Genomic DNA, 22,532 nt, shown 5'->3' on the forward strand with positions numbered 1-22,532 from the left:
CACGGCCCCACACGAGGGAGAATGGAGGGGACTCAGGAGGACACGATGCCCTACAGCGTGAACAAGACCGAAGACGAGTGGCGCGAAGAGCTCGGGGAAGAGCAGTACGCCGTGCTGCGCCAGGCTGCCACCGAGCGCGCCTGGACCGGCGAGCTGCTCGACGAGGAGCGTGCCGGCCTCTACACCTGCGGTGCATGCGGGGCCGAGCTGTTCAAGAGCGGCACCAAGTTCGATTCCGGATGCGGCTGGCCGAGCTTCTACGAGTCTGTGCGTCCCGACGCCGTCGAACTGCTCGAGGACGACAGTCTCGGCATGGTCCGTACCGAGGTCCGCTGCGCCACCTGCGGCTCGCATCTCGGCCACGTCTTCCCCGACGGCTTCGGCACCCCCACCGGAGACCGCTACTGCATGAACTCGATCGCGCTGAACTTCACGCCCGACGAGTCGTGAGCGCCCTCGACGCCGTCCGCGCACGGCAGTCCTGGTCGAAGGTCGGAGACACCGCGCCGGGGCGCGAGGAGCTGGTGACGCTCGTGGGAGCGGCCGGTCGTGTCGCCGACCACTCCTCCCTGCGCCCGTGGCGGCTGATCGAGCTCCGGGGCGCCGACCGTGAGGCGCTCGGCGCCGCGATCGCGGAGGCGCAGGGCGATGCCGAGCCGTCGACGAAGCCGCTGCGCGCCCCGCTCCTCATCGCCGTGGTCGCCAGCTATCGCGCCAGCGAGAAGGTCCCGCGCTGGGAGCAGGAGGCCGTGGCCTCCGGGGTCGCCCACATGCTGAGCCTGCTGCTCGACGAAGCCGGGTGGGGGGTCATCTGGCGGACCGGACACTACACCCGGTCGGAACCGGTCGCGCGCATGCACGGGCTGGGGCCGCACGAGGAGCTGCTCGGCTGGCTGTACGTCGGCGCGAAGCCCGAGGGCAAGAGCCCGGGCCGCCGCAAGACCGTCGACGCCCGCGCCCTGCTGACCCGCCCGCCGAAGCTCACCGCGGAGGCGCGGGCGGCCGCGGAGGCGGCGGCGCAGGAAGCCGAGAAGAGGAAGGCCGTGAAGGCCGAGAAGAAGGCTCGCAAGAAGGCCGAGAAGAAGGCTCGCAAGAAGGCGAAGAAGAAGAAGGACTCCTAAAGGCGGCGGCGGCGCCAGGGCACCGCGACGAGGACCGAGCCGACCGCGACGACCACCATCGCCATCACCTGCCACAGCGCCGGCCCCGCCTGTGCCGGCCAGAGCAGGTCGATCACGACCGACGTGACGAGCTGCCCGAGCACCGAGCCGAGGCCCATCAGCAGCACGCCGGTGTGCGCGACGATGAACGCGCCGAGCAGGATGTAGCCCGCCCCGAGGAAGCCGCCGAGGTACAGCCACGGTTCCGCGGGCAGCGCCGCCGGCCAGCCGCGAACGGCGATACTCGTGCCTGCGGCGAGCGCGAGCACCAGCGTTCCCGCGATGAAGCTCATCAGGGTCGCGGCGATCGGCGACTGCACGCGCTGCGCGAGCCGGCCGTTCGTCGCAGCCTGCCATGCGATGCCCACACCGGCGGCGAAGGGCAGCAGCAGCATCCACAGCGGCGCGTTCGTCAGCACGTCGCCGGAGAGCGAGATGCCGACGGCGGCGAGGGCGAGCAGCCCGCCCAGCACGCGGCCGGGAGTCACGGCCACGACTCCGGCGGGTCCGAACCCGATGCGGTCGAGGACGAGACCGTGCAGCGTCTGCCCCGCCACCACACCGACCGTGAACAGCGAGACGCCGAGGATCCCGGCGGTCAGCCCCTGGGTGGAGACGGTGAGCGCACCGCAGGCGCCACCGAGGAGCATCCAGAACGGGATGCTCCTGTCTCGGACCCCGCGGCCGAGACGCGCCGCCCCCCGGCGTGCAGAGGGCAGGAAGGAGATGACGGCGGCGAGCGCGACGAGTCCGACGGCGAAGGACAGGAATCCGGCGACGATGCCGTTGTCGACCCGCACGCCGAGGACGCCGTTGATGCGCGCCTGGATCGCGGTCATCACCCCGATCGCGACGGCTCCACCGAGCGCCAGCGGGGCGGGGAGTCGGCGGGCGGGGGTCACCTGTCGACACTATCGGAGCGGCACCCCGCGGCCGTCCTCCACAGCGCCGTCCTTCCCGAGGACGATCACGACGCCCGTGGGAATCGTCCTCCGGGAGGACGCGCCGAGGCTCCGCGATCCGTAGCGTGGAGCCCATGATCACCGCAGAAGGCCTCACCAAGAGATTCGGGGACAAGACCGCCGTGGACGGCGTGTCCTTCACCGTGCAGCCCGGCAGCGTCACCGGCTTCCTCGGGCCGAACGGCGCAGGGAAGTCGACGACCATGCGCATGATCGTCGGGCTGGACCGCCCGACGGCGGGGAAGGCGACCGTGGCCGGGCGGGAGTACCACAAGCTTCGCGCGCCCCTCACCGAGGTGGGCGTGCTCCTCGACGCGAAGGCCGTGCACACCGGGCGGACGGCGCGCGACCACCTGCGCGCCATGGCCGCCACACACGGCATCCCGAACTCCCGGGTCGACGAGGTCATCGAGCTCGCCGGGATCGGCTCGGTCGCCCGCAAGCGCGCCGGGAAGTTCTCCCTCGGGATGGGGCAGCGTCTGGGGATCGCGTCCGCTCTGCTCGGCGACCCGCACACCCTCATCCTCGACGAACCGGTCAACGGCCTCGACCCGGAGGGTGTCCGCTGGGTGCGGCAGTTCGTTCGGCATGCCGCATCCGAAGGTCGGACGGTGCTGCTGTCCAGCCATCTCATGAGCGAGATGGCGCAGACGGCCGACCACGTCATCGTGATGGGACGCGGCAAGGTGCTCGCCGACGCCCCGCTGGCGGACCTCGTCCGCTCCTGGACGACGAACCGCGTGCGGGTGCGCACGCCCCGCCCGACCGACCTCGTGGCGGCAGTGGGCGGGCCCGACGTGGAGATCATCAGCGCCGCCCCCGATCTGCTCGATATCGCCGGACTCCCGGCCGCACGCATCGGGGACCTCGCCGCGGAGCGCGGGATCCCGTTGCACGAACTCACCCCGACCACCGGGTCCCTCGAAGAGGCGTACCTCGCCCTCACCGGCGATGCCGTCGAGTACCGCACGAAGGAGCTCTCATGACCGCCACCCCCGCCGTGACGACCTCCGCCGTCGCACATCCCGCCACCAACTCCGGTCACCGCCTCACCTTCGCCCGTGCGGTGCGTGGCGAGGCCATCAAGCTCACGACGCTCCGCTCGACCTGGTGGTCGATCGCGATCGTGGCCGTGCTGACGGTCGGCATCGCCGTCCTCATCGCCCAGGCGATCGATGCCCCCGGCTTCGAGCCGATCCAGGCCGTGGTCATGCCCATCCAGTTCACGATGCTGCTTGCCGGCATCATCGGTGCCATCTCCGTGACGGGCGAGTACTCCACCGGGATGATCCGTTCTACGCTGACGGCCGACCCGATCCGCGGCTCCGTCCTGCTGGCGAAGTCGCTCGTCCTCGCGGCCTTCCTGTTCCTTTCCTCGCTGGTGATCTTCGGTGCCGCCGCCGCGGCCGTCTCCGTGGTGGTCGCCGGTCGCGACCAGGGCATCGACTGGGCCGACCCCGCGACGTCGGTGCTGCCCATCGTCGTGGCGTCCTTGGCGATGGCGGTCTTCGCTCTCATCGGCGTGGCGTTCGGCTTCATCCTGCGGTCGGGAGCCGGGGCGATCGCGGCGACGGTCGGCCTGTTGTTCGTCCTCCCCATCGTCGCGAGCTTCTTCTCGATGGCCGGAGAGGCCTGGGCCTGGGTGATCGACGCCTCCGCCTACCTGCCGGTCTCCGCCGCGCAGAACGCGATCCTCCCCAGCGACTCCGCGACTCTGGAGGCTCCCGTCGCCTTCCTCACCCTGGGCTGCTGGGCGATCGGCGGGCTGCTGGCCGCCTGGGCCGTCCTGCGCACTCGCGACGCATAGGCGGTCCGGTGCCGGCGAAGCGACGCGGACCGGACACGGTCCGGGAGGACGAGGGGCTACGGCTCCCTCGTCCTCCCGGCGTGTTCCGGCGCTTCTGGGCGCGCCATCCGGTTCTCGCCGACGTCCTGCTCACGCTGCTCTGCATCCTCCTGACGATCACTCCTGCCGCGCGGATCGATGAGACCGACCTCGGCCCCGTCCCTCTCGCGCCGGCCGCGCTGGTGCCGGTGTGGGTGATCGCGGCCTGTGCCACCCTGCTCTGGCGCCGGCGGAAGCCCTGGCTCCCCGCGATCGCGGCGATTCTGCTCGAGGTCTTCCTGCTGTTCTCCGCGCTGCCGGGGAGCAGCCCGCTGCTGCTGTTCGCCGGTTACTCCCTCGCCGTCCACCGCTCCACCCGCGCCGCGTGGACTGCTTTCGGCATCGGGGTCGCAAGCACCGCCACCGGAGCCGGACTCCTGCTCTGGGCGGGCGTCTTCACACTGCAAGAGGCGGCCAACGCCCTGCTCGGCACGGTCGTGCTCGGCCTCATCGGCACTCTGATCGGCGCGAACGTCGGGAGCAGGAAACGCTATCTGGACGCACTGATCGATCGCTCACGCCAGCTTCTCGTGGAGCGCGACCAGCAGGCGCAACTGGCCGCTGCCGCGGAACGGGCCCGCATCGCCAGGGAGATGCACGACATCGTGTCACACTCCCTCACGGTGGTCGTCGCGCTGTCCGAGGGAGCCGCGGCCACGCCGGACCGCGAGCAGGCCCGCGCTGCCGCCGCCTCGGCCGCGGACACCGCCCGCAGCGCGCTCGCCCAGATGCGCGCGATGCTCGGCGTCCTCCGGGACGACGACGCCCCGCTCCTTCTCGCACCGGTGTCTCCCGCCTCGCCGCAGGAGACCGTCGCGGCGGCACAGCGGACGGGATACCCGGTCACCCTCACCACGACGGGTGAGGCGGAGGTCTCGTCCGACGTCGCCCATGCGCTCGGCCGGATCGTGCAGGAGGGGCTGACGAACGCGATGCGGCACGCCCCGGCCGCGACGACGGCGTCCGTGCGGCTGACGTATGCGCCCGCTACCGTGGTCGTGGAGATCGTCAACGACGGAGTCGTGGGCTCTCCCGGGCAGGACGGCTTCGGTCTCCGGGGGCTCCTCGAGCGCGCCGCCCACGTCCGCGGCACACTGGAGTCACGGCCGGACGGTGCGGGCCGCTGGCTCCTGCGCGCCGTCCTGCCGACATCATCCGAGGCCCCGGCCGTGTCGCCGGGCGGAGAGGGGAACGCATGACATCGCCCATCCGTGTGCTCCTGGTCGACGACCAGGAGCTGATCCGACTCGGCTTCCGGATGGTCCTCGAGGCGGAGCCGGACATCGTCGTCATCGGGGAAGCCGCGGACGGGAAGGCGGCCATCGCCCAGAGCGCCGCACTCGCCCCCGACCTCGTGCTCATGGACATCCGCATGCCGGAACTCGACGGCATCGGCGCGACGAAGGCCATCGTCGACGCGCACCCCGAGACCCGGGTGCTCGTCCTGACGACGTTCGACCTGGACGAGTACGCCTTCGGCGCGATCCGTGCCGGCGCCAGCGGCTTCCTCCTCAAGGACGCCCAGCGGCACGAGATGCTCTCCGCGGTACGCGCCGTCCACCGCGGGGACGCGGCCCTGGCGCCGCGGGTCACCCGCATGCTGCTGGAGCACGTCGGCCCGCAGCTCACGGATCCCGGGACGGCCGCCGCGGCTGTGGACGACGCCGGATACCGTTCCCTGACCGACCGCGAGCGCGAGGTGTTCCTCGCGATAGGGCGGGGCCTCAGCAACACCGAGATCGCTGCCACGCTCTATGTCGGCGAGTCCACGGTCAAGACGCACGTCGGCCGCATCCTGGCCAAGCTCGGGGCGCGGGATCGGATCCACGCCGTGATCCTCGCGCACCGGCTCGGCCTGGTCGGCCGGTGAGGTCCGGTCAGCGCTGCGGCGGCGTCCAGGCGGAGACGCGGTTCAGGCGCTCGACCTCCTCGGATGACAGCTCCAGCCGCGCGCCCGCGAGCAGGTCCGGGACCTGGTCGACGGTCCGGGCGCTGGCGATGGGCGCGACCACGGTCGGCTGCGCGCGCAGCCAGGCCAGGGCCGTTGCGGCGACCGAAGCGCCATGTGCACGGCCGATCTCGTCCAGCGCGTCGATGATCCGCAGGCCCGCCTCGGTGGCGTACTTCGACGCACCGGCCGCCCGGGGAGAGCTCTCCCCCGCGGGCTCCGTGGAGCGGTACTTGCCGGTCAGGAATCCGCTTGCGAGCGCGTAGTACGGCACGAGACTCAGTCCGAACTCCTCGGCGACGGGGATGACGGTGTCCTCGACCTCGTTGCGGTGCACCAGGTTGTAGTGCGGCTGGATGGCGACGGGACGTGCGACGCCGAGGCGGTCGGCGATGTCGATCCACTCGCGGATCCGGTCGGCCGTGTAGTTCGACACCGCCACGTGCCGGACGAGTCCGTCCGTGACGAGCGCACCGAACGCCGCGACCGTCTCCTCGAGCGGCACGGACTCGTCGTCGAAGTGCGCGTAGTAGAGATCGATCTCGTCCACTCCGAGGCGAGCGAGCGACGCCTCCGCCGCACGGCGGACGTTGTCGGCCGAGAGACCACGGAACGCCGGGTGCTGGCTCACCTTGGTCGCGACGACAACGCCCTGGGGCTTCCGCGCCGCGAGCCACGCTCCGATGATCGTCTCGCTCTCGCCGCCCTCGTTGCCCGGCACCCATGAGCTGTAGGAGTCCGCCGTGTCGATGAAGTCGCCACCCCCATCGAGGAAGGCGTCGAGGACGGCGAAGGAGGCGTCACGGTCGGCGGTCCAGCCGAACACGTTGCCGCCGAGGGCGAGGGGGAAGACGTCGAGGTCACTGGTGCCGATGCGGGTCATGTTCGTGACAACCGCCAGGGGCGGTCCGGACATTCCCGCGGGGGTGAAGAGATGCGCAGGTGGCCGGGGCGGGGTGCCGACCACCTGCACCTCAGTAACATAACACTCTCCAAAGTGATACGCGACCACCGATCGCGCGCCCGCCGCGCGGCCCCCGTCGGATCCGACAAGGGCCGCGCCGCGCGTGACGCGCTACGAGATCAGCGGGTACGCACCCCAGCCGGATCCGATCTGAGCACCATTGCCGAAGGTGCCTGCGCCGTTGCCGGGGTAGAGCCAGAGCGTCTGGTCGCTTGCTCGGCGGGCGATGATGTCGGGGTTGCCGTCGCCGTTGTGGTCGCCGTTACTCAGGATGGTGGTGAATCCACTCCACCCCTGGCCGATCTTCTGTCCGGCGGACAGACCCGTCGCCGTGCCGTAATACGCCCACAGCTCCCCGGCGGTGTTGCGCGCGATCAGGTCCCCCCGGCCGTTCTTGTCGAAGTCGCCCGCGATCAGCTTGTCGAAGGCAGACCAGTTCACGCCGATCTGGGTCGGCGCTCCGAAGCTCCCCTGCCCGTCGCCGGGGTAGAGGTACAGGTTCGAGTTCGAGCCTCGGGCGACGATGTCACGTCGGCCATCGCCGTTGAAGTCGACGCCACCGGTGACCAGGGAGTAGGTGTTCCACCCGGGGCCGAGATAGGTCGGCGTGAACGTGCTCGTGTGATTGCCCTTGTAGAAGTACAGGCCTCCGTCCGTACGGGTCTGCATGAAGTCCCCGGCACCGTCACCGTTGAAGTCTCCGGTGACCAGAGCCGCGGTCGTCGCCCATCCCGGACCACCGACGTGCGTGAGCATCGTGCCTCCGGCACCATCTCCGAAGTAGATGACGAGGTAGCCGTCGTTCCGAACGGCCAGCATGTCGGCCTTCACGTCTCCGTTGATGTCGAACTTGACGCTGGAGGGCCCGGCCGGTCCGCCGAGACCGGGAAAGTCCATCGGGATCGGCGTGCCGCGGGTGACCGTGGACTGGCAGGTGAACCCCAGGTTGGCGATGGACTTGTCGCCGTTCCGACGCATCTCGAAGTGCAGGTGCGGCCCCGTCGAGTTTCCGGTACTGCCGACGACGCCGATCTGCTGTCCGGTGGAGACCGTCTGCCCTTCGGCGACCAGCCCCGCTGTAGCCATGTGCGCGTACAGGGTGGTGTACCCGCCCGAGTGCTCGATCACCATGTAGTTCCCGTAACCGGCGCTGAACGCTCGGGTGATCACCTTGCCTGCATAAGCGGCGACCACGGGCGTGTTCGCGTTGTACGAGATGTCGATACCGGCGTGGGTGCGCGGATTCCCGCAGCCGTCGTCGACGCGCGAGAGGATCGTGCCGGAAGCCGGGTGCACCATCGCCCCGTAGTCCGCCTGGGCCGGCGCACCATCTGCGGCGAGGGGGACGAGCGCGCCCGCCACCACGGCAAGTGCGGCAAGGATCCCGAATCGGGCGCGTCGTCGCGCCAGAGTTCTCTTCATCAATAGTCCTTCGTTCGGTGAGAGAAACCCGCGGCCGTGGGTGTTTCAGCGTCAAGCTATCAACGTCTCCGCGCGGACTTCTGTCCCCTCTTCGGCCTACAGACGCGCTCGTCGCGTCACCGCTAGGCTCCGCCCCGACAAACAGAAAACCCTCACTCGCTGGTGGCGGAGTGAGGGTTTTCCTACGGAGGGCTCGGCGAGCGGGGCTCCGACAGAGAGCCGACTACGGGACTCGAACCCGTAACCCCCGTATTACAAGTACGGTGCGCTACCAATTGCGCCAAGTCGGCGGATGCCATCACAGCTTAGCGATGACAGGGAGGTGCGACGGACTACTCCGCCGGCGCCGACGTGGCGGTCGGGCTCGGCGTCGGGGTCGCCGACTCGTAGTACGCCTCGCTGGCCGCGGACATGACGAAGGTCGACAGCTCCTGCGGGTCGTCCAGCGCTCCGACGTAGGCCTCGCCGTTCACGACGATCATCGGAGCGGCGGTGAGAACGAGGTCATCGGAGCCGGGAAGCGGCCCCTCGAGCGCCCGCGCGGTCGCTTCCTTCGCCCAGCTGACGTAGTCGCCGTCCTGGATGCAGGAGCGCACGGTCTTCACGTTGTCGACGCCGACGGCGCCCGCGAGGTTGGCGAGCTCCTCATCCGACATCCCGTCGCTGCCCACCTCGGGCTGGTCATCGAGCAGGTCGTGGTTGAACGCGTAGAACTGGTCCGGCGAGTGCGTGGCGACGCAGGCGGCCGCGGCGGCAGAGCGCAGGGAGTACTTCGTCCCGTTGGAGCTGGCGGTCAGCAGCGCGACCGGGTGATAGCTGACGGTGGCGGCACCGTCCTCGATCCACTGCGAGAGCAGGCGCGCGTTGGCACGCTCGAACTTGCCCGCATCGGGCGACAGGTAGTCGACGTACACGTGCACCTCGACGGTGCCGGCGGCGGTGGGTTCCGGCGAGGGGGTCTCGGTAGCGCCCGCCTCGGAGGGCTCGGGATCGGGCGTGCCCGAGGCGGAGCCGGCGATCGCGGCGGAGGCGATGTCCGTCACGACGACGCCGTCCGCCTCCATGCCGCTCGGGCTGAGCTGCGGTTTGGACGTCTGGGACGTCACGGCGAGCGTCACGGCGGTCCCGATCGCGCCGACCGCGATGATCGCGACCACCCCGATGATGATCCGTCGCATGAGACGCGCCCGCGACTGCTGGGCGTGCACCTTCTGTGCCTTCTCCCGCACGACCTCGCGGGAATTGCGAGGTGCGGGGACGTTCGGCGTTTCGTCGCTCGACATCGTTCCTCTTGAGTCTCAGGGGGTCCGGGTTGGCCCCGATCGCCGTCGGGCGGCGATCGCCGCTGCGCACGGCCGGATTCGATGCTAACGAGTGAGGCTGAGAAATACCCAGGTGCTGGCGATCGTGCCATACTGATCCCGACCCGATGGCGGGTCACGGCGGGTCGCTCCGCCGCTTCATTCACTACGGATCGTCCGGCACGTACCTGCCGGTGAAGGAGAAACACGATGGCATCTGTGACTTTCGACGAGGCCACCCGCCTGTACCCCGGTGGCACCCGTCCGGCTGTCGACAAGCTCAACCTCGAGGTGGGAGACGGCGAGTTCCTCGTCCTGGTCGGTCCCTCCGGTTGTGGTAAGTCCACCTCCCTTCGCATGCTCGCCGGCCTCGAAGAGGTCAACTCCGGCCGCATCCTCATCGGCGACCGCGACGTCACCGACGTGCCGCCGAAGGACCGCGACATCGCGATGGTGTTCCAGAACTACGCCCTGTACCCGCACATGACCGTCGCCGAGAACATGGGCTTCGCGCTCAAGATCGCCGGCGTCGGCAAGGAGGAGCGCGCCGCCCGCGTCCTCGAGGCCGCGAAGCTCCTCGACCTCGAGCAGTACCTGACCCGCAAGCCGAAGGCCCTCTCCGGTGGTCAGCGTCAGCGTGTCGCCATGGGTCGCGCGATCGTCCGCCAGCCCCAGGTCTTCCTCATGGACGAGCCGCTGTCGAACCTCGACGCGAAGCTCCGCGTGCAGACCCGTACGCAGATCGCGTCGCTGCAGCGTCGCCTCGGTGTCACCACCGTCTACGTCACGCACGACCAGACCGAGGCGCTCACCATGGGCGACCGCATCGCCGTGCTGAAGGACGGCCTGCTCCAGCAGGTCGGCACTCCGCGCGACCTGTACGAGAAGCCGAACAACGTGTTCGTCGCCGGCTTCATCGGCTCCCCCGCGATGAACCTGTTCAGCGCTGACCTCGCCGAAGGCGGCGTCCAGTTCGGCACCGAGGTCGTGCCGCTCGACCGCGACACCGTCGGCCGCGCGACGGGCTCGCAGGTCACGGTCGGCGTCCGCCCCGAGGACATCACCGTCGGCCCCGCCGACGGTCGCGGCCTCTCGGTCGTCGTCGACCTCGTCGAGGAGCTCGGCGCCGACGGCTACCTGTACGGCCACACGGAGATCAACGGCAAGCGCACCGACCTCGTCGCCCGCGTCGACGGCCGCAACCACCCGAACGCCGGCGAGACCGTCACCCTCGCCGCGAACCCGGGCCACGTGCACGCGTTCGACCTCGAGTCCGGCGACCGTCTGAACGACAAGCCGGTCGTCTCCGCCTGATCGGAGAGCACCATCCGCGGCGCGGGCTGACTTCGGTCGCCCGCGCCGCGTCTTTTCCCCGGAACCCCTCAGGAGCATCCATGCAGGAATCCCTCCGGATCACCGCCAAGACGGTCGACCCCGGGCTGCTCGCGCTGCCCTGGTCGACGCCTCTGGAGAAGTGGCCGTCCGAGCACATCGTCTCGCTTCCCAAGGGTCTGTCGCGACACCTCGTCCGCTTCGCCGACCTCTCCGGCCGGGTGGTGGCGGTGAAGGAGACGACGGCGGAGATGGCGCGACGGGAGTACGAGATGCTGGGCAATCTGTCCCGACTCGACGTGCCGTGCGTGGAACGCGTCGCCGTGATCGCCGGCCGCACGGACTCCTCCGGTGCCCCGCTGCCCGCCGCGTTGGTGACCTCGCACCTGCGCTTCTCCATGCCGTACCGCGCGCTGTTCACGCGGGTCCTCCGCCCGGACACGGCCACCCGCCTCGTGGACGCGCTCGCACTCCTGCTCGTGCGGCTGCACAACGTCGGCTTCTACTGGGGTGACGTCTCGCTCTCCAACACCCTGTTCAGACGGGACGCGGGTGCGTTCGCGGCCTACCTGGTGGACGCGGAGACGGGGGAGCTGCACGAGGAGGGGCTGACCGACGGACAGCGCGCCTACGACCTCGACCTCGCCCGGACGAACGTCGCCGGCGAGATCATGGACCTCGCCGCGGGCGGACGGCTGGAGCACGGGGTCGACGCCGTCGCGATCGCGGACGGCATCGTGTCCTCCTACCGCTCGCTGTGGGCGGAGCTGACCGCCCAGGAGTCCTTCTCGGCGGCAGAGACCTGGCGCATCACGGAGCGCGTCGAACGGCTCAACGCCCTCGGCTTCGACATCGACGAGATGTCGATGTCGACGACCGCAGACGGTACGGTCGTCGAGATCCAGCCGAAGGTCGTCGACGCCGGCCACCATCAGCGGCGCCTCATCCGGCTGACCGGCCTCGACGTCGAGGAGAACCAGGCGCGGCGGCTCCTCAACGATCTCGACGAGTTCCGCGCCCGCTCGACGAAGCAGTGGGCGGACGAGGAGATGTACGCGCACGAGTGGCTCACGCGGGTCTTCGAGCCGGTCGTCAGGGCGATCCCCTACGACCTGCGCGCCAAGCTGGAACCGGCCGAGGTGTTCCACCAGGTGCTTGAGCACCGCTGGTATCTGTCCCAGGCGCAGGGCCGCTCGGTCGCACTGGCCGAGGTGCTGACGAGCTACATCAACGACGTGCTCCGCCACCGCCGCGACGAAGCCACCATCATGGGGCCCCCGACCGAGACGATGAGCCTCCCGGTCGTGACGGGCACGCTGTCACTCGCCGACGACGAGGACGACGACGTGGACTGGCGCGACCTCGTCTGAGGCCCGTGCCCGACGGACGGGTGGGATGCGAGACCGCGCGTCAGTACCCGACGGTGAACCGCTCGCGGTGATGGTTGCCCTGCTCGATCTCGTCCACGATCGCCACGGCGAAGTCCGCCCCCGAGATGAAGGAGTTGCCGTCCTCGTCGCGGACGAGCACGTCACCGCCGTCCCGGTAGTGTCCGGTGCGCTCCCCTTCGGCCCACGGGCCGAAGACCTCGGCCGGGTGCACGAAGAACCAGTCCAGCCCCTCCCCGGTGCGCTCGAGGAGCGCGAGCGAGTCGATGCCCACCTGCGCCTCGTGCTTGTACTCCTCCGGGAAATCCTGGTCGAACAGCCGGGGGCCGCCCGGCGCGACGAGACTCCCGCCGGCGCCGCCGACCACGCCGAGCCGGGTCTCCGTGCCGTCGAGCAGCGCGACGACGTTCGTCAGGGCGTCGAGGACACGGTCCTCCATGTCTCCGCGCGGCGAGAGGGCGGAGACGACCGCGTCCGCGCCGGCGAACGCCTCGGACAGTGACGCCGGGTCGAGCGCCGACCCCTGGACGTACGCGGCCCCGGCGACCGGGTCCGCGGGGGTCGATCGGGAGATGGCGACGACCGCATGGTCGCGGCTCACCGCCTCTGCCACGATGTGACGTCCGGCGTAGCCGGTTCCTCCCAGGACGATGATGCGGGCCATGCGGGGTTCCTCTCGATCAGTTCGCGGCGCGGACCGTGGCGACCTGGTACAGCGCGACGGAGGCCGCGATGCCGGCGTTCAGCGACTCGGTCGCGCCGGAGATGGGGATGGAGACGATCTGGTCGCAGGTCTCGGTCACGAGGCGGGACAGCCCCTTGCCCTCGGAGCCCACGACGATGACCACCGGGCGATCCGCCAGCTCCAGGGCGGGCAGCGAGACGTCGCCGTCACCGTCGAGCCCGAGCACGAACACGCCCTGCTTCTTGAACTCCTTGAGCTGGGTGGTGAGGTTGGTGGCGAGCGCGACCGGGATCCGGGCAGCCGCTCCTGCGCTCGTCTTCCACGCCGCGGAGTTCACTCCGGCGGAGCGGCGCTGCGGAAGAATGATGCCGTGACCGCCGAATGCCGCGGTGGAACGGATGATCGCTCCGAGGTTGCGCGGGTCGGTGATGCCGTCGAGGGCCACGAACAGCGGCGTCTCGCCGCGGTCGATGACCTCCTCCAGCAGATCCTGCGGGTGCGCGTACTCGTAGGGCGGGACCTTGAGCGCCACCCCCTGATGCACGCCGTCAAAGCCGGCCATCCGGTCGAGCTCCTGGCGGGTGACCTCGAGCACGGGAATGTCGCGGTGCGTCGCGATCGACAGCATCTCCTTAACGCGGTCGTCCATCTCGACGCGCTGAGCGATGTACATCGCCGTCGCCGGGATCTTCGCCCGCAGCGCCTCGAGCACCGAGTTACGCCCGGTGACCGTCTCCGTGTCGTTCGTGTTGTCCTTCGACCGGGCCGTGCGGTTCGGGTTGCCGCCGGAAGCGGGACGGCCGCCCGGCTTGCCCTTGCCCCCGGCCGCCGCGTAGCGCTCGGCCGCGGCCTTGCGCTTGCCGGCGGGGTGCCAGGCGCGGTCCTCCGCCTTCGGCGTGGGGCCACGCCCCTCGAGCGCCTTGCGCCCGAGGCCGCCGGTGCCCTTCGTGGGGCCCTTCTTGTTTCCCTTGCTCGCGCCGGGGCGCCCTGGCTTAGCCATCGATACTCCAATGAGTTCCGGCCGGAGTGTCCTCCAGCGTGATTCCTGCGGCGGCGATCGCGTCGCGGATGCGATCCGCCGCCGCCCAGTCCTTCTCCGCGCGCGCGGTCGCGCGCTGCGCGATCATCTCCTGCACCAGCGCATCCAGCGCCGCCGCCTGCGCGCCCCCGGCAGTTCCGGAATCCGCGCCCGGGTCGAGACCGAGGATCCGCGTCATCCCCAGCACGGCCTTCGCGGCCTCGATCGCCGCGACCGTATCGCCGGCGTCGAGAGCCGAGTTCCCGGCCCGCACGCTGTCATGCACGACGGCCAGAGCCTGCGGCACGCCCAGATCGTCGTCCAGCGCATCGGCGAAAGCCGCAGGCAGGTCCTGCACGTCGGCGTCATCGACGCCGTCGCCGGCAGCTCGGAGTGCACGCTCCAGGAAGGAGCGGATGCGGCCGAGCGCGGCCTCCGCCTCCGCCCAGGACGACTCCGACAGGTCGAGGCTCGACCGGTAGTGGGCAGCGGCGAGGGCATAACGCACGACGAGCGGGTCCCGTTCAGCGAGCACGTCCCGCGCAAGCGTGAAGTTGCCGAGGGACTTCGACATCTTCTGGCCGTCGACGGTGACGAGGCCGTTGTGGACCCAGTACCGGGCGAAGGCGTCACCCGCGGCCGTCGACTGCGCGAGCTCGTTCTCGTGATGCGGGAAGCGAAGATCCAGTCCCCCGCCGTGGATGTCGAACTCCGCCCCGAGATACCGCTTCGCCATGGCCGAGCACTCGATGTGCCAGCCGGGACGACCGCGACCCCACGGCGAGGCCCAGACGGCGTCCGCGGGTTCCTCGGGCTTCGCGCCCTTCCAGAGCGCGAAGTCCTGCGGGGTGCGCTTCCCGCGCGGATCGGCGTCCTGAGCGGCTTCCATCGCGTCCACCGACTGATGCGTGAGGTCGCCGTAGGACGGCCAGGAACGCACGTCGAAGTACACGTCCCCCGAATCGTCGTCGGCGGGGTAGGCGTGCCCGCGCTCGATGAGCAGGCCGATGAGCTCCTGCATCTGTGGGACTGACGCGGTGGCTCGGGGCTCGTAGGTCGGCGGGAGGATGCCGATGCCGGCGTAGGCCGCGGCGAACTCCTGCTCCATGCGGTACGCGAGTGCCCACCATGGCTCGGTCGGCGTGGCGTTGGCGAGCACCTTGTCGTCGATGTCGGTGACGTTGCGCACGAAGGTCACCCGCCCGTACCGATAGGTCAGCCACCGGCGGAGGAGGTCGAAGCTGAGAGCCGCCCGGACGTGACCGATATGGGGACCGGACTGCACCGTGGGTCCGCACACGTACATCGTGATGTTCTCGGGATCGAGAGGCACGAAGTCGCGCAGGAGCTGTGCGCGGGTGTCGTAGAGGCGGAGAGTCACCGCTCAAGCCTACTCGGCGGGCGCTGAGAGACTCCGCTCCGGTCGCGGGATGACGATGGCGACGGCCGTGACGGCGATGCCTTCGCTTCGTCCGGGGAACCCGAGCCCGTCGGTCGTGGTGGCCGTGACCGACACCGCGGCTCCCCCGAGGGCCGCCGACAGCACGGCCTCGGCCTCCGCGCGGCGCCCGCTGAACCGCGGGCGATTGCCCTGGAACTGCACCGACACGTTGCCGATCGCGAATCCGGCCTCGGCGAGGAGCTCGCCGGTCCGAGAGAGGAAGACGTCCGCGTGGGCCCCCGCGTACTCGGGGTGGGCCATGCCGAAGTGCTGGCCGATGTCGCCGAGTCCCGCCGCTCCGAGCAACGCGTCCACGATGGCGTGCGCGACCGCGTCGCCGTCGGAATGCCCGGAGAGCGCCGGCTCTCCCGGCCACTCCAGACCCGCAAGCCAGAGCGGCCCGTCGCCGCCGAAAGCGTGCACGTCCGTGCCGATCCCCACGCGGGGCGCAGCGATGACGGCCGCCGGAAGCCGGTCGGCCGCAGCCGGAGCCGCGGACGACGCGGCGATCACCAGGCGGGCGCGCTCGAGGTCGGCGGCCGTCGTGATCTTGAAGGATCGTTCGGATCCCGGCACGAGTCGGACGAGGTGTCCTGCCGCGGCGAAGACGGCCGCGTCATCGGTGTACTCCGTGCCCTGGGCGCGGGCCTTCTCGTAGGCCGCTTCCAAGAGCGCACGGGGAAAGCCCTGGGGAGTCTGCGCCGCCGCGAGCTCCGCACGGTCGACCGCGCCGGTGACGAGACCGTCCGCGACCCGCTTGAGCGTGTCGACCACGGGAAGGCTCGGCACCGCGCCCGCGTCGTCGACGACTGCGGCGGCGACGGCGTCGATCACCTCGGGCGGGGTGAGGGCTCGAGCGGCATCGTGCACGAGAACCGTCGCCACATCGCCCCAGAGGGCGGCAAGCCCCGCCGCGACGGACTCCTGCCTCGTCGCTCCGCCCGTGACCACCCGGCCGAGATCGGCGCGGTCGCCGGCGGCCGCGTGCAGTTCCGTCAGCGCATCGCCCTCGTAACCCTCAGGAGCGACGACCACCACCTGCATGGGCTCCGCCGCGAACACGCCGTCGAGCGCGTGCCGGAGGATGGTGTGGCCGTCGATGCCGACGAAGGCCTTGGGTGCCCCGGCATCGAGACGGGTACCGGAACCGGCGGCGACGACGATGACGGCGGTGTGCGGGACGGGAAGGATGCTCACAGGTTCACGTTACCTGCGGGAACGACGAAAGGCGGGTGCCGCAGCACCCGCCTTCCGTGAGGATCGTCTCAGGACGCGAGGACCTCGTCGAGCAGCGCGCCCGCCTTGTCCTCGTCGATCTTCTCGGCCAGAGCCAGCTCGGAGATGAGGATCTGCCTCGCCTTGGCCAGCATCCGCTTCTCGCCGGCCGACAGGCCGCGGTCCTGGTCACGGCGCCACAGGTCGCGCACGACCTCGCTCACCTTGATGACATCGCCGGACGCGAGCTTCTCCAGGTTCGCCTTGTACCGGCGCGACCAGTTGGTGGGCTCCTCGGTGAAGGGGGCGCGCAAGACCTCGAACACGTGGTCGAGGCCCTCCTTGCCGATCACGTCGCGAACGCCGACGAGGTCGACGTTCTCGGCGGGGACCTCGATGATGAGATCGCCCTGCGTGACGTTGAGCTTCAGGTACTTCTTCGTCTCGCCCTTGATGATGCGCTCCTTGACCTCGATGATGGTCGCAGCGCCATGGTGCGGATAGACGACGGTCTCGCCAACCTCAAAAAGCATAAAAACATGTCCTTTCGGCAACCTCAAGGATACCACAGGGGATATGCGCTAAGGTTCGCGCTTCCCGTTCCCAGCGTCCTCGCGACTTACCCATAGAATGGGGAGGGATATCCCGTCGGACCTCAGGAGGACCCGTGAAATCGCGCCTTGTCGCGTCTGCCGCCATCAGCGCCCTCGTTCTGCTCGGCGCGACCGGGTGCACGTTCATCACGCCGCAGTCGACGAAGATCGAGTACGCGGCCTCCGACGGCGTCAACATCTCGGACGAAGACGGCCCCGTCGCCGTGCGCAACGCCCTCATCATCGCGAACGAGGACGGCACGGTCGGCAACTTCGTCGGCGCGATCGTCAACCCGACGCAGGACCGCGGAACGCTGACCATCTCGCTCGAGGGCAGCGATCCGTTCATGATCACGGTGCCCGCCGGCGGCTCGATCAGCCTCGGTGCCGACGAGGAGCCGCTGCGCATCGTCGACCTCGACGCGATGCCAGGCGCGACCGTCGCGATGCACTTCCAGTCCGGCGACTCCGCCGGCGTGACGACCGAGGTGCCGGTTCTGGACGGCACGCTGCCGTACTACGCGGACCTCGCTCCGGAGGACTGAGCCCCCTGACATCGCGAGAGGCCGGCACCCTCGGGTGCCGGCCTCTCGCGTGTGCGGTCAGCCCTCGAAGCGATATCCCAGGCCACGGACCGTCACGAGCATCACGGGCTCGCTCGGGTTCTCCTCGATCCGGGAACGGATGCGCTTGATGTGCACGTCGAGCGTCTTCGTGTCGCCGAAGTAGTCACTCCCCCACACGCGATCGATGAGCTGACCGCGCGTGAGCACACGGCCCGAATTGCGCATGAGCACCTCGAGAAGCTCGAACTCTTTCAGCGGCATGTTGATCTGCGTGCCTGCGACGGACACCGTGTGCCGATCGATGTCGAGAGAGACCCGACCGCCCTCCAGGATCCGCTCGTCGAGCTCGCCCTCTGCCTGCACCACCCGCCGGAGCACTGCCCGCATCCGGGCGAGCAGCTCCCGCGAGGAGTATGGCTTGGTGATGTAGTCGTCCGCACCGAGCTCGAGCCCCACGACGATGTCGACCTCGGAATCCTTGGCGGTCAGCATGATGATGGGCACCGCCGAGGTGGAACGGATCTGACGGCACACCTCCGTCCCCGGCATGCCCGGCAGCATGAGGTCGAGCAGCACGATATCGGCACCGCGCTCTCGGAATGCCGTCAGGGCGCCGGGGCCGTCCTCGGCGATCTCCACCTCGTAGCCCTCCCGGCGCAGCAGGTACGCGAGGGGGTCGGCGAGGTCGGGCTCGTCTTCGACCAGAAGGATGCGGGTCATGCGGTCTCTCCGTTTCGGACGCGCGATGCCCCGGTCACCGAGGCGGTCTTGCGCGTGCGCTTCTTCTTGCTCTTCTTGCCCTGTCCGGCATTCGCGGGGGCGTCGATACGGGGCAGGCGGATGGTGAAGGTGGAGCCCCGCCCCGGGCGGGACCACAGCCGGACCTCTCCCCCGTGCCGCTGGGTCGCGTGTTTGACGATCGAGAGCCCGAGGCCGGTGCCGCCGGTGCGCCGCGAGCGAGCCTCGTCGGCGCGGTAGAACCGCTCGAAGATCCGCTCGCGGTCGGCCTCGGCGATCCCGATGCCCTGGTCGGACACGGCGATCTCCACGACGTCGTCGTCGGCCTTCACGCCCACGCCGACGCGGGAGCCGCGGGGCGAATAGACGATGGCGTTCGCGATGAGGTTCCCGACGGCCTCGATGAGGATCTGCGCATCCCCGCGAACCCACACGCCGCGATCGCCACCGCGGGCCAGCTCGACACCGGCGGAGTCCGCCTGTACGACATGCGCCTCGATCGAGGAGGCGATGACCTCGTCGATCGCGACCGGGGCGACCTCCGTCAGCCCGTCCTCCGCCTGCAGGCGGGACAGGCTCATGATGCGTCCGGTGAGCTGGCCGAGGCGGCCGGCCTCCGCAGAGATCCGGGAAGCGAACACTCGCACCTGCGCAGGGTCGTCGGCGGCGGATTCGATCGCCTCGGCGAGCAGACTGACGGCACCGACGGGAGTCTTCAACTCGTGGCTCGTGTTGGCCACGAAGTCGCGGCGCATCTGGTCCAGACGCTCCTGCTCCGTCACGTCGCGGATGATGAGGAGCACGAGCCGTGCGCCGATCGCACTCGCCCTGGCCGAGACGAGGCGGGGATCGAGGCTGAGACCGCCCCGGGTGATGCGCATCGACTCGGTCGCCGTATCCCCGGTCGACCGGACGCCACGGACGAGCTGCCGCAACTCCGGGTTCTCGAGTGTCGACCCCACCTCGATGCCGAACCGCGCGGCGGCCTTGGAGGTGGCGAGTACGAGACCGGAGACGTCCACGACGCACGCGGCATCGTCCATGCTCCGCAGCACGTCGGTGATCCCGGGTGGGATGGCCATCGACGTCTCCTCCTCTGCCCGCGCCCGCGCCCGGTAGGCCCAGACGACGAGGAGCGAGAGGCCCACCCCGATCGCCAACCCGATGGCGAGGGAGGACAGCGCGAGCTGCGGCAGGGTCATGACTCCAGCGTAGAGCGCGTTCACCGTCGATCCGGCGGGTTTCCGCGCCATCGCGGGGAGCGGAGACGTACTATTCACTCGCTGGGCACCGTTCGTTAACCTTCGGAGCACACAATCGCTTCAGGCCTGCGCGCGCGCAGTCCTTCCCCATGCGGACGCCCCGCCGCCCCGTGCTGGACCATCAGCCGGGATCCGAACGAAAGGTTGCGCCCACCATGCGCGAAGTCTTCCATCAGTCCCTCGAGGACCTGCAGGCTCGGCTCGTCGAGATCGCCGACCTCGTCACCGTCTCCATCGACAAGGCGACCCGCGCGTTCGCGACGAGCGACGTCGCGCTGGCCGAGGAGGTCATCGCCGACGACGCCAAGATCGACGAGCTGGCCGTCGCCCTCGACGAGCAGGCCATCGAGATCCTCGCCCGGCAGCAGCCGGTCGCTCGCGACCTCCGTATCGTCGTCACCGCGCTCCGCGTCAGCGCGTCTCTGGAGCGGATGGGCGACATGTCCGAGCACATCGCCCAGCTCGCCCGGCTGCGCTTCCCGGAGCGCGCGATCCCGCGGGGCCTCAAGGGCACCTTCGTGAGGATGGGCGAGCTGGACGTCGAGATCTCCCGCACGCTCACCGAGCTTCTCCGCACGCAGGATCTGAAGTTCGCGGACGCCATCCGCAATGCGGACGACGATGTGGACGAGCTGCACGCGAGCGTCTTCGAGAAGGTCCTCAGCGACAACTGGAAGGGCGAGGCCGTGGCCACGGTCGATGCGACCCTCGCCAGCCGGTACCACGAGCGGTTCGCGGACCACGCGGTCGCCGTCGCCAAGAAGGTCGTCTACCTCTCGACGGGCGACTGGCACGTCGAGGAGGAGGACATCGCGCTGGCGGTGGAGCAGCAGGAGCAGCTCGGCCACGCCTGAACCGAAACCCCGTCTTATCGCCGAGACCCCCTGCCGCAGTCGCCTGCGGCAGGGGGTCTCGGCGTGAAACCGGGGTCTCGGTTACTTCTTGCCCTGGGCGGCGACGGCCGCGGCACCGGCGGCGGCGGCCTCCGGGTCGAGGTATCGACCGGCACCGGTCGGCACGTTGTGCTCGTCGAGCTCATACACGAGCGGGATGCCGGTCGGGATGTTGAGGCCGGCGATGTCGTCGTCGCTGATCCCCTCGAGGTGCTTCACGAGGCCGCGCAGCGAGTTGCCGTGCGCCGTCACGAGCACGGTCTTACCTGCTTCCAGGTCGGGGACGATCTCGGACTCCCAGTACGGCAGGAGGCGGTCGATGACGAGCTTGAGGGACTCCGTGCGCGGCACCTCGCCGTCGATGCCCTCGTAGCGGGCGTCGCCCACCTGGCTGAACTCGCTCGCGTCGTCCAGCGGGGGCGGCGGAACGTCGAACGAGCGGCGCCACAGCTGGAACTGCTCGGGGCCGAACTCCTCGAGCGTCTGCGCCTTGTCCTTGCCCTGCAGAGCGCCGTAGTGGCGCTCGTTGAGACGCCACGACCGCTTCACCGGGATCCACAGCCGGTCGGCGGCGTCCAGCGCGATGTCCGCCGTCTGGATCGCGCGGCTCAGCAGCGAGGTGTGCAGGACGTCGGGAAGGATGCCGGACTCGGCGAGGAGCTCGCCGCCGCGACGGGCCTCGCCCTTGCCCTGCTCGGTCAGGCGGACGTCCACCCAGCCGGTGAAGAGGTTCAGTTCGTTCCACTCGCTCTGGCCGTGGCGGAGCAGGATCAGGGTGCGCTTCGCAGTCATGTCGCCAGTTTATCCGGGGCGCCGAGCGGGCACAGCGACGGAGGAGGGAGGATGGACGTATGGCGTCATCTCCTCTCGGCCGGCCGACCCGCGGCACGACCGGGACGAATCGGTTGCGCCGGAACGACCGATGGATCGCCGCGTCCCCCGCTTTCCGTCGTGCCGCCGACCCGCTCGTCGTCGATCTCGGCTTCGGTGCCAGCGGCGTCACCGCCTTCGAGCTCGCCGCCCGGCTCCGACGGGTTCGTCCCGACGCCGAGGTCCGTGGCCTCGAGCTCGATCCGGAGCGGGTCGCGCGGGCCGAGCAGCAGCGCAGCGAGGTCCGAGCCGGCCGGACCCCGTTCCCCCCGGACCTCCGGGTCTCCTTCGGCCGCGGCGGCTTCGAGGTGCCGCTGCCGGGCGGGAGGCGCCCCGCCGTGATCCGGGCCATGAACGTCCTCCGTCAATACGACGAGACCGAGGTCGCCGCCGCGTGGCGCACCATGGCAGGCCGCCTCGCACCGGACGGGCTGCTCGTGGAGGGCACCTGCGACGAGATCGGACGTGTCGCGAGCTGGGTCGACGTCGACCCCGGCGGCGCGCCCCGACGCTTCACGATCTCGCTCCGGCTCCGGGGGCTCGAGCAGCCGAGTATCGTGGCGGAGCGCTTGCCCAAGGCTCTCATCCACCGGAACGTCCCCGGCGAGCGCGTCCACGCGCTGCTCGTCGATCTCGACCGCGAATGGGAGCGTGCCGCACCGCTGTCCGCCTTCGGCGCCACGCAGCGCTTCCTCGCGGCGGTCGCCGCACTGCGAGACCGCGACTGGCCCGTGCAGGGCGGGCGGAGCCGCTGGCGGCTCGGCGAAGTCACGCTGCCCTGGGATGCCGTGTCTCCGGCGTGAGGCTTCCGATTCCTCCTGCTGTATACCGGTGCACACCCGGCCGCCGTCCCGCTAGCCGCTAGCGTCGTACGCGGCGGGCCGTACCC

At 70.1% G+C, this 22,532-nt stretch carries 22 protein-coding genes, 1 tRNA gene and 1 pseudogene; 11 read left to right on the top strand and 13 right to left on the bottom strand.

The annotated features are described in order from the left end of the window. The first annotated feature begins 45 nt into the window (after positions 1 to 45). A complete protein-coding gene (gene msrB, locus FY549_RS00225) occupies positions 46 to 450 on the top strand; it encodes a peptide-methionine (R)-S-oxide reductase MsrB (protein WP_149083312.1) in 405 nt (134 codons plus the stop codon). Then, a pseudogene (locus tag FY549_RS00230) lies at positions 447 to 971 on the top strand (nitroreductase family protein); the annotation flags it as partial. The gene msrB and the pseudogene FY549_RS00230, both read left to right, overlap by 4 nt. 146 nt (positions 972 to 1,117) lie before the next feature. Here FY549_RS00230 and FY549_RS00235 read toward each other — a convergent pair. Next, entirely contained in the window at positions 1,118 to 2,032 is a 915-nt protein-coding gene (locus FY549_RS00235) for a DMT family transporter (RefSeq protein ID WP_149085926.1), read from the bottom strand. A 164-nt stretch (positions 2,033 to 2,196) separates the two neighbouring features. Between FY549_RS00235 and FY549_RS00240 the strand changes: the two genes are divergently transcribed. The 4 genes from FY549_RS00240 to FY549_RS00255 are packed head-to-tail and all read left to right on the top strand — an operon-like array spanning position 2,197 to position 5,877. Continuing rightward, entirely contained in the window at positions 2,197 to 3,108 is a 912-nt protein-coding gene (locus tag FY549_RS00240) for an ABC transporter ATP-binding protein (RefSeq protein ID WP_149083314.1), read from the top strand. Continuing rightward, positions 3,105 to 3,929 carry an ABC transporter permease subunit gene (locus FY549_RS00245; protein ID WP_149083315.1) on the top strand — a complete coding sequence of 275 codons (825 nt, stop codon included), beginning with the start codon at positions 3,105 to 3,107 and terminating at the stop codon, positions 3,927 to 3,929. Before FY549_RS00240 ends, FY549_RS00245 begins: the two co-directional genes overlap by 4 nt. An 8-nt stretch (positions 3,930 to 3,937) precedes the next feature. Continuing rightward, positions 3,938 to 5,206 (top strand): sensor histidine kinase, encoded by a 1,269-nt coding sequence (locus tag FY549_RS00250; protein WP_200838988.1) that lies wholly within the window; start codon positions 3,938 to 3,940, stop codon positions 5,204 to 5,206. Continuing rightward, a complete protein-coding gene (locus FY549_RS00255; RefSeq protein WP_149083316.1) occupies positions 5,203 to 5,877 on the top strand; it encodes a response regulator in 675 nt (224 codons plus the stop codon). Before FY549_RS00250 ends, FY549_RS00255 begins: the two co-directional genes overlap by 4 nt. Before the next feature lie 7 nt (positions 5,878 to 5,884). Here FY549_RS00255 and FY549_RS00260 read toward each other — a convergent pair whose 3' ends face one another. From FY549_RS00260 to FY549_RS00275, 4 genes are all read right to left on the bottom strand, one after another. Continuing rightward, positions 5,885 to 6,838, bottom strand: a complete 954-nt coding sequence (locus tag FY549_RS00260) for an aldo/keto reductase (protein ID WP_149085928.1) — start codon at positions 6,836 to 6,838, stop codon at positions 5,885 to 5,887. A 192-nt stretch (positions 6,839 to 7,030) separates the two neighbouring features. Next, on the bottom strand, positions 7,031 to 8,341 hold the full coding sequence (locus FY549_RS00265) for a VCBS repeat domain-containing M23 family metallopeptidase (protein WP_149083317.1): 1,311 nt from the start codon (positions 8,339 to 8,341) through the stop codon (positions 7,031 to 7,033). 217 nt (positions 8,342 to 8,558) lie between these two features. After that, positions 8,559 to 8,631 (bottom strand) — tRNA-Thr (locus FY549_RS00270). Positions 8,632 to 8,673: 42 nt separating this feature from the next. Beyond that, complete coding sequence (locus tag FY549_RS00275) at positions 8,674 to 9,624, bottom strand: DsbA family protein (RefSeq protein ID WP_149083318.1); 951 nt, start codon at positions 9,622 to 9,624, stop codon at positions 8,674 to 8,676. Between the two features lie 228 nt (positions 9,625 to 9,852). Between FY549_RS00275 and FY549_RS00280 the strand changes: the two genes are divergently transcribed. Together FY549_RS00280 and FY549_RS00285 are read left to right on the top strand one after the other, a co-directional pair. Then, a complete protein-coding gene (locus FY549_RS00280) occupies positions 9,853 to 10,956 on the top strand; it encodes an ABC transporter ATP-binding protein (RefSeq protein ID WP_149083319.1) in 1,104 nt (367 codons plus the stop codon). An 80-nt stretch (positions 10,957 to 11,036) separates the two neighbouring features. Next, the gene (locus FY549_RS00285) at positions 11,037 to 12,344 is read left to right on the top strand and encodes a DUF4032 domain-containing protein (RefSeq protein ID WP_149083320.1); all 1,308 of its coding nucleotides are present in this window, start codon (positions 11,037 to 11,039) and stop codon (positions 12,342 to 12,344) included. Positions 12,345 to 12,384: 40 nt separating this feature from the next. On the opposite strand, the gene FY549_RS00290 is transcribed toward FY549_RS00285, so the two are convergent. From FY549_RS00290 to FY549_RS00310, 5 genes are all read right to left on the bottom strand, one after another. Beyond that, positions 12,385 to 13,026, bottom strand: coding sequence for an NAD(P)-dependent oxidoreductase (locus FY549_RS00290; RefSeq protein ID WP_149083321.1), 642 nt, complete (start codon positions 13,024 to 13,026; stop codon positions 12,385 to 12,387). Positions 13,027 to 13,042: 16 nt separating this feature from the next. Then, the gene (gene rlmB / locus FY549_RS00295; RefSeq protein ID WP_149083322.1) at positions 13,043 to 14,047 is read right to left on the bottom strand and encodes a 23S rRNA (guanosine(2251)-2'-O)-methyltransferase RlmB; all 1,005 of its coding nucleotides are present in this window, start codon (positions 14,045 to 14,047) and stop codon (positions 13,043 to 13,045) included. Continuing rightward, positions 14,040 to 15,446 (bottom strand): cysteine--tRNA ligase, encoded by a 1,407-nt coding sequence (gene cysS / locus FY549_RS00300; RefSeq protein ID WP_149083323.1) that lies wholly within the window; start codon positions 15,444 to 15,446, stop codon positions 14,040 to 14,042. Before cysS ends, rlmB begins: the two co-directional genes overlap by 8 nt. Positions 15,447 to 15,455: 9 nt before the next feature. Further along, complete coding sequence (ispD, locus tag FY549_RS00305; RefSeq protein WP_149083324.1) at positions 15,456 to 16,703, bottom strand: 2-C-methyl-D-erythritol 4-phosphate cytidylyltransferase; 1,248 nt, start codon at positions 16,701 to 16,703, stop codon at positions 15,456 to 15,458. Positions 16,704 to 16,771: 68 nt separating this feature from the next. Continuing rightward, positions 16,772 to 17,254 carry a CarD family transcriptional regulator gene (locus tag FY549_RS00310; RefSeq protein ID WP_050722636.1) on the bottom strand — a complete coding sequence of 161 codons (483 nt, stop codon included), beginning with the start codon at positions 17,252 to 17,254 and terminating at the stop codon, positions 16,772 to 16,774. 134 nt (positions 17,255 to 17,388) lie between these two features. Here FY549_RS00310 and FY549_RS00315 point away from each other — a divergent pair, with 134 nt between their 5' ends. Further along, positions 17,389 to 17,859 carry a DNA modification methylase gene (locus FY549_RS00315; RefSeq protein ID WP_149083325.1) on the top strand — a complete coding sequence of 157 codons (471 nt, stop codon included), beginning with the start codon at positions 17,389 to 17,391 and terminating at the stop codon, positions 17,857 to 17,859. A 57-nt stretch (positions 17,860 to 17,916) separates the two neighbouring features. Here the strand turns inward: FY549_RS00315 and FY549_RS00320 are convergent, their stop codons facing one another. Further along, on the bottom strand, positions 17,917 to 18,600 hold the full coding sequence (locus FY549_RS00320; protein ID WP_149083326.1) for a response regulator transcription factor: 684 nt from the start codon (positions 18,598 to 18,600) through the stop codon (positions 17,917 to 17,919). Then, positions 18,597 to 19,820 (bottom strand): sensor histidine kinase, encoded by a 1,224-nt coding sequence (locus FY549_RS00325; RefSeq protein ID WP_149083327.1) that lies wholly within the window; start codon positions 19,818 to 19,820, stop codon positions 18,597 to 18,599. The genes FY549_RS00320 and FY549_RS00325 overlap by 4 nt, the downstream gene beginning before the upstream one ends. 215 nt (positions 19,821 to 20,035) lie before the next feature. Between FY549_RS00325 and phoU the strand changes: the two genes are divergently transcribed. Then, positions 20,036 to 20,734 (top strand): phosphate signaling complex protein PhoU, encoded by a 699-nt coding sequence (gene phoU / locus FY549_RS00330; RefSeq protein ID WP_149083328.1) that lies wholly within the window; start codon positions 20,036 to 20,038, stop codon positions 20,732 to 20,734. An 81-nt stretch (positions 20,735 to 20,815) separates the two neighbouring features. Here phoU and FY549_RS00335 read toward each other — a convergent pair whose 3' ends face one another. Further along, complete coding sequence (locus FY549_RS00335; protein WP_149083329.1) at positions 20,816 to 21,565, bottom strand: phosphoglyceromutase; 750 nt, start codon at positions 21,563 to 21,565, stop codon at positions 20,816 to 20,818. A gap of 59 nt (positions 21,566 to 21,624) precedes the next feature. Here FY549_RS00335 and FY549_RS00340 point away from each other — a divergent pair, with 59 nt between their 5' ends. Then, positions 21,625 to 22,446, top strand: a complete 822-nt coding sequence (locus FY549_RS00340; RefSeq protein ID WP_149083330.1) for a class I SAM-dependent methyltransferase — start codon at positions 21,625 to 21,627, stop codon at positions 22,444 to 22,446. Positions 22,447 to 22,532: the final 86 nt, after the last annotated feature.

This window comes from Microbacterium sp. 1S1 (assembly GCF_008271365.1).
Classification (GTDB): Bacteria; Actinomycetota; Actinomycetes; order Actinomycetales; family Microbacteriaceae; genus Microbacterium.

What these genes read in the sequence shown, in the direction of transcription:
- FY549_RS00255 (WP_149083316.1), top strand. Translation starts at nt 5,203, where the DNA reads ATGACATCGCCCATCCGTGTGCTCCTGGTCGACGACCAGGAGCTGATC.
- FY549_RS00335 (WP_149083329.1), bottom strand. Translation starts at nt 21,565, where the DNA reads ATGACTGCGAAGCGCACCCTGATCCTGCTCCGCCACGGCCAGAGCGAG.
- FY549_RS00245 (WP_149083315.1), top strand. Translation starts at nt 3,105, where the DNA reads ATGACCGCCACCCCCGCCGTGACGACCTCCGCCGTCGCACATCCCGCC.
- FY549_RS00280 (WP_149083319.1), top strand. Translation starts at nt 9,853, where the DNA reads ATGGCATCTGTGACTTTCGACGAGGCCACCCGCCTGTACCCCGGTGGC.
- FY549_RS00325 (WP_149083327.1), bottom strand. Translation starts at nt 19,820, where the DNA reads ATGACCCTGCCGCAGCTCGCGCTGTCCTCCCTCGCCATCGGGTTGGCG.
- FY549_RS00320 (WP_149083326.1), bottom strand. Translation starts at nt 18,600, where the DNA reads ATGACCCGCATCCTTCTGGTCGAAGACGAGCCCGACCTCGCCGACCCC.
- phoU (WP_149083328.1), top strand. Translation starts at nt 20,036, where the DNA reads ATGCGCGAAGTCTTCCATCAGTCCCTCGAGGACCTGCAGGCTCGGCTC.
- rlmB (WP_149083322.1), bottom strand. Translation starts at nt 14,047, where the DNA reads ATGGCTAAGCCAGGGCGCCCCGGCGCGAGCAAGGGAAACAAGAAGGGC.
- FY549_RS00285 (WP_149083320.1), top strand. Translation starts at nt 11,037, where the DNA reads ATGCAGGAATCCCTCCGGATCACCGCCAAGACGGTCGACCCCGGGCTG.
- FY549_RS00340 (WP_149083330.1), top strand. Translation starts at nt 21,625, where the DNA reads ATGGCGTCATCTCCTCTCGGCCGGCCGACCCGCGGCACGACCGGGACG.
- FY549_RS00260 (WP_149085928.1), bottom strand. Translation starts at nt 6,838, where the DNA reads ATGACCCGCATCGGCACCAGTGACCTCGACGTCTTCCCCCTCGCCCTC.
- FY549_RS00240 (WP_149083314.1), top strand. Translation starts at nt 2,197, where the DNA reads ATGATCACCGCAGAAGGCCTCACCAAGAGATTCGGGGACAAGACCGCC.
- msrB (WP_149083312.1), top strand. Translation starts at nt 46, where the DNA reads ATGCCCTACAGCGTGAACAAGACCGAAGACGAGTGGCGCGAAGAGCTC.
- FY549_RS00275 (WP_149083318.1), bottom strand. Translation starts at nt 9,624, where the DNA reads ATGTCGAGCGACGAAACGCCGAACGTCCCCGCACCTCGCAATTCCCGC.
- FY549_RS00265 (WP_149083317.1), bottom strand. Translation starts at nt 8,341, where the DNA reads ATGAAGAGAACTCTGGCGCGACGACGCGCCCGATTCGGGATCCTTGCC.
- FY549_RS00290 (WP_149083321.1), bottom strand. Translation starts at nt 13,026, where the DNA reads ATGGCCCGCATCATCGTCCTGGGAGGAACCGGCTACGCCGGACGTCAC.
- FY549_RS00310 (WP_050722636.1), bottom strand. Translation starts at nt 17,254, where the DNA reads ATGCTTTTTGAGGTTGGCGAGACCGTCGTCTATCCGCACCATGGCGCT.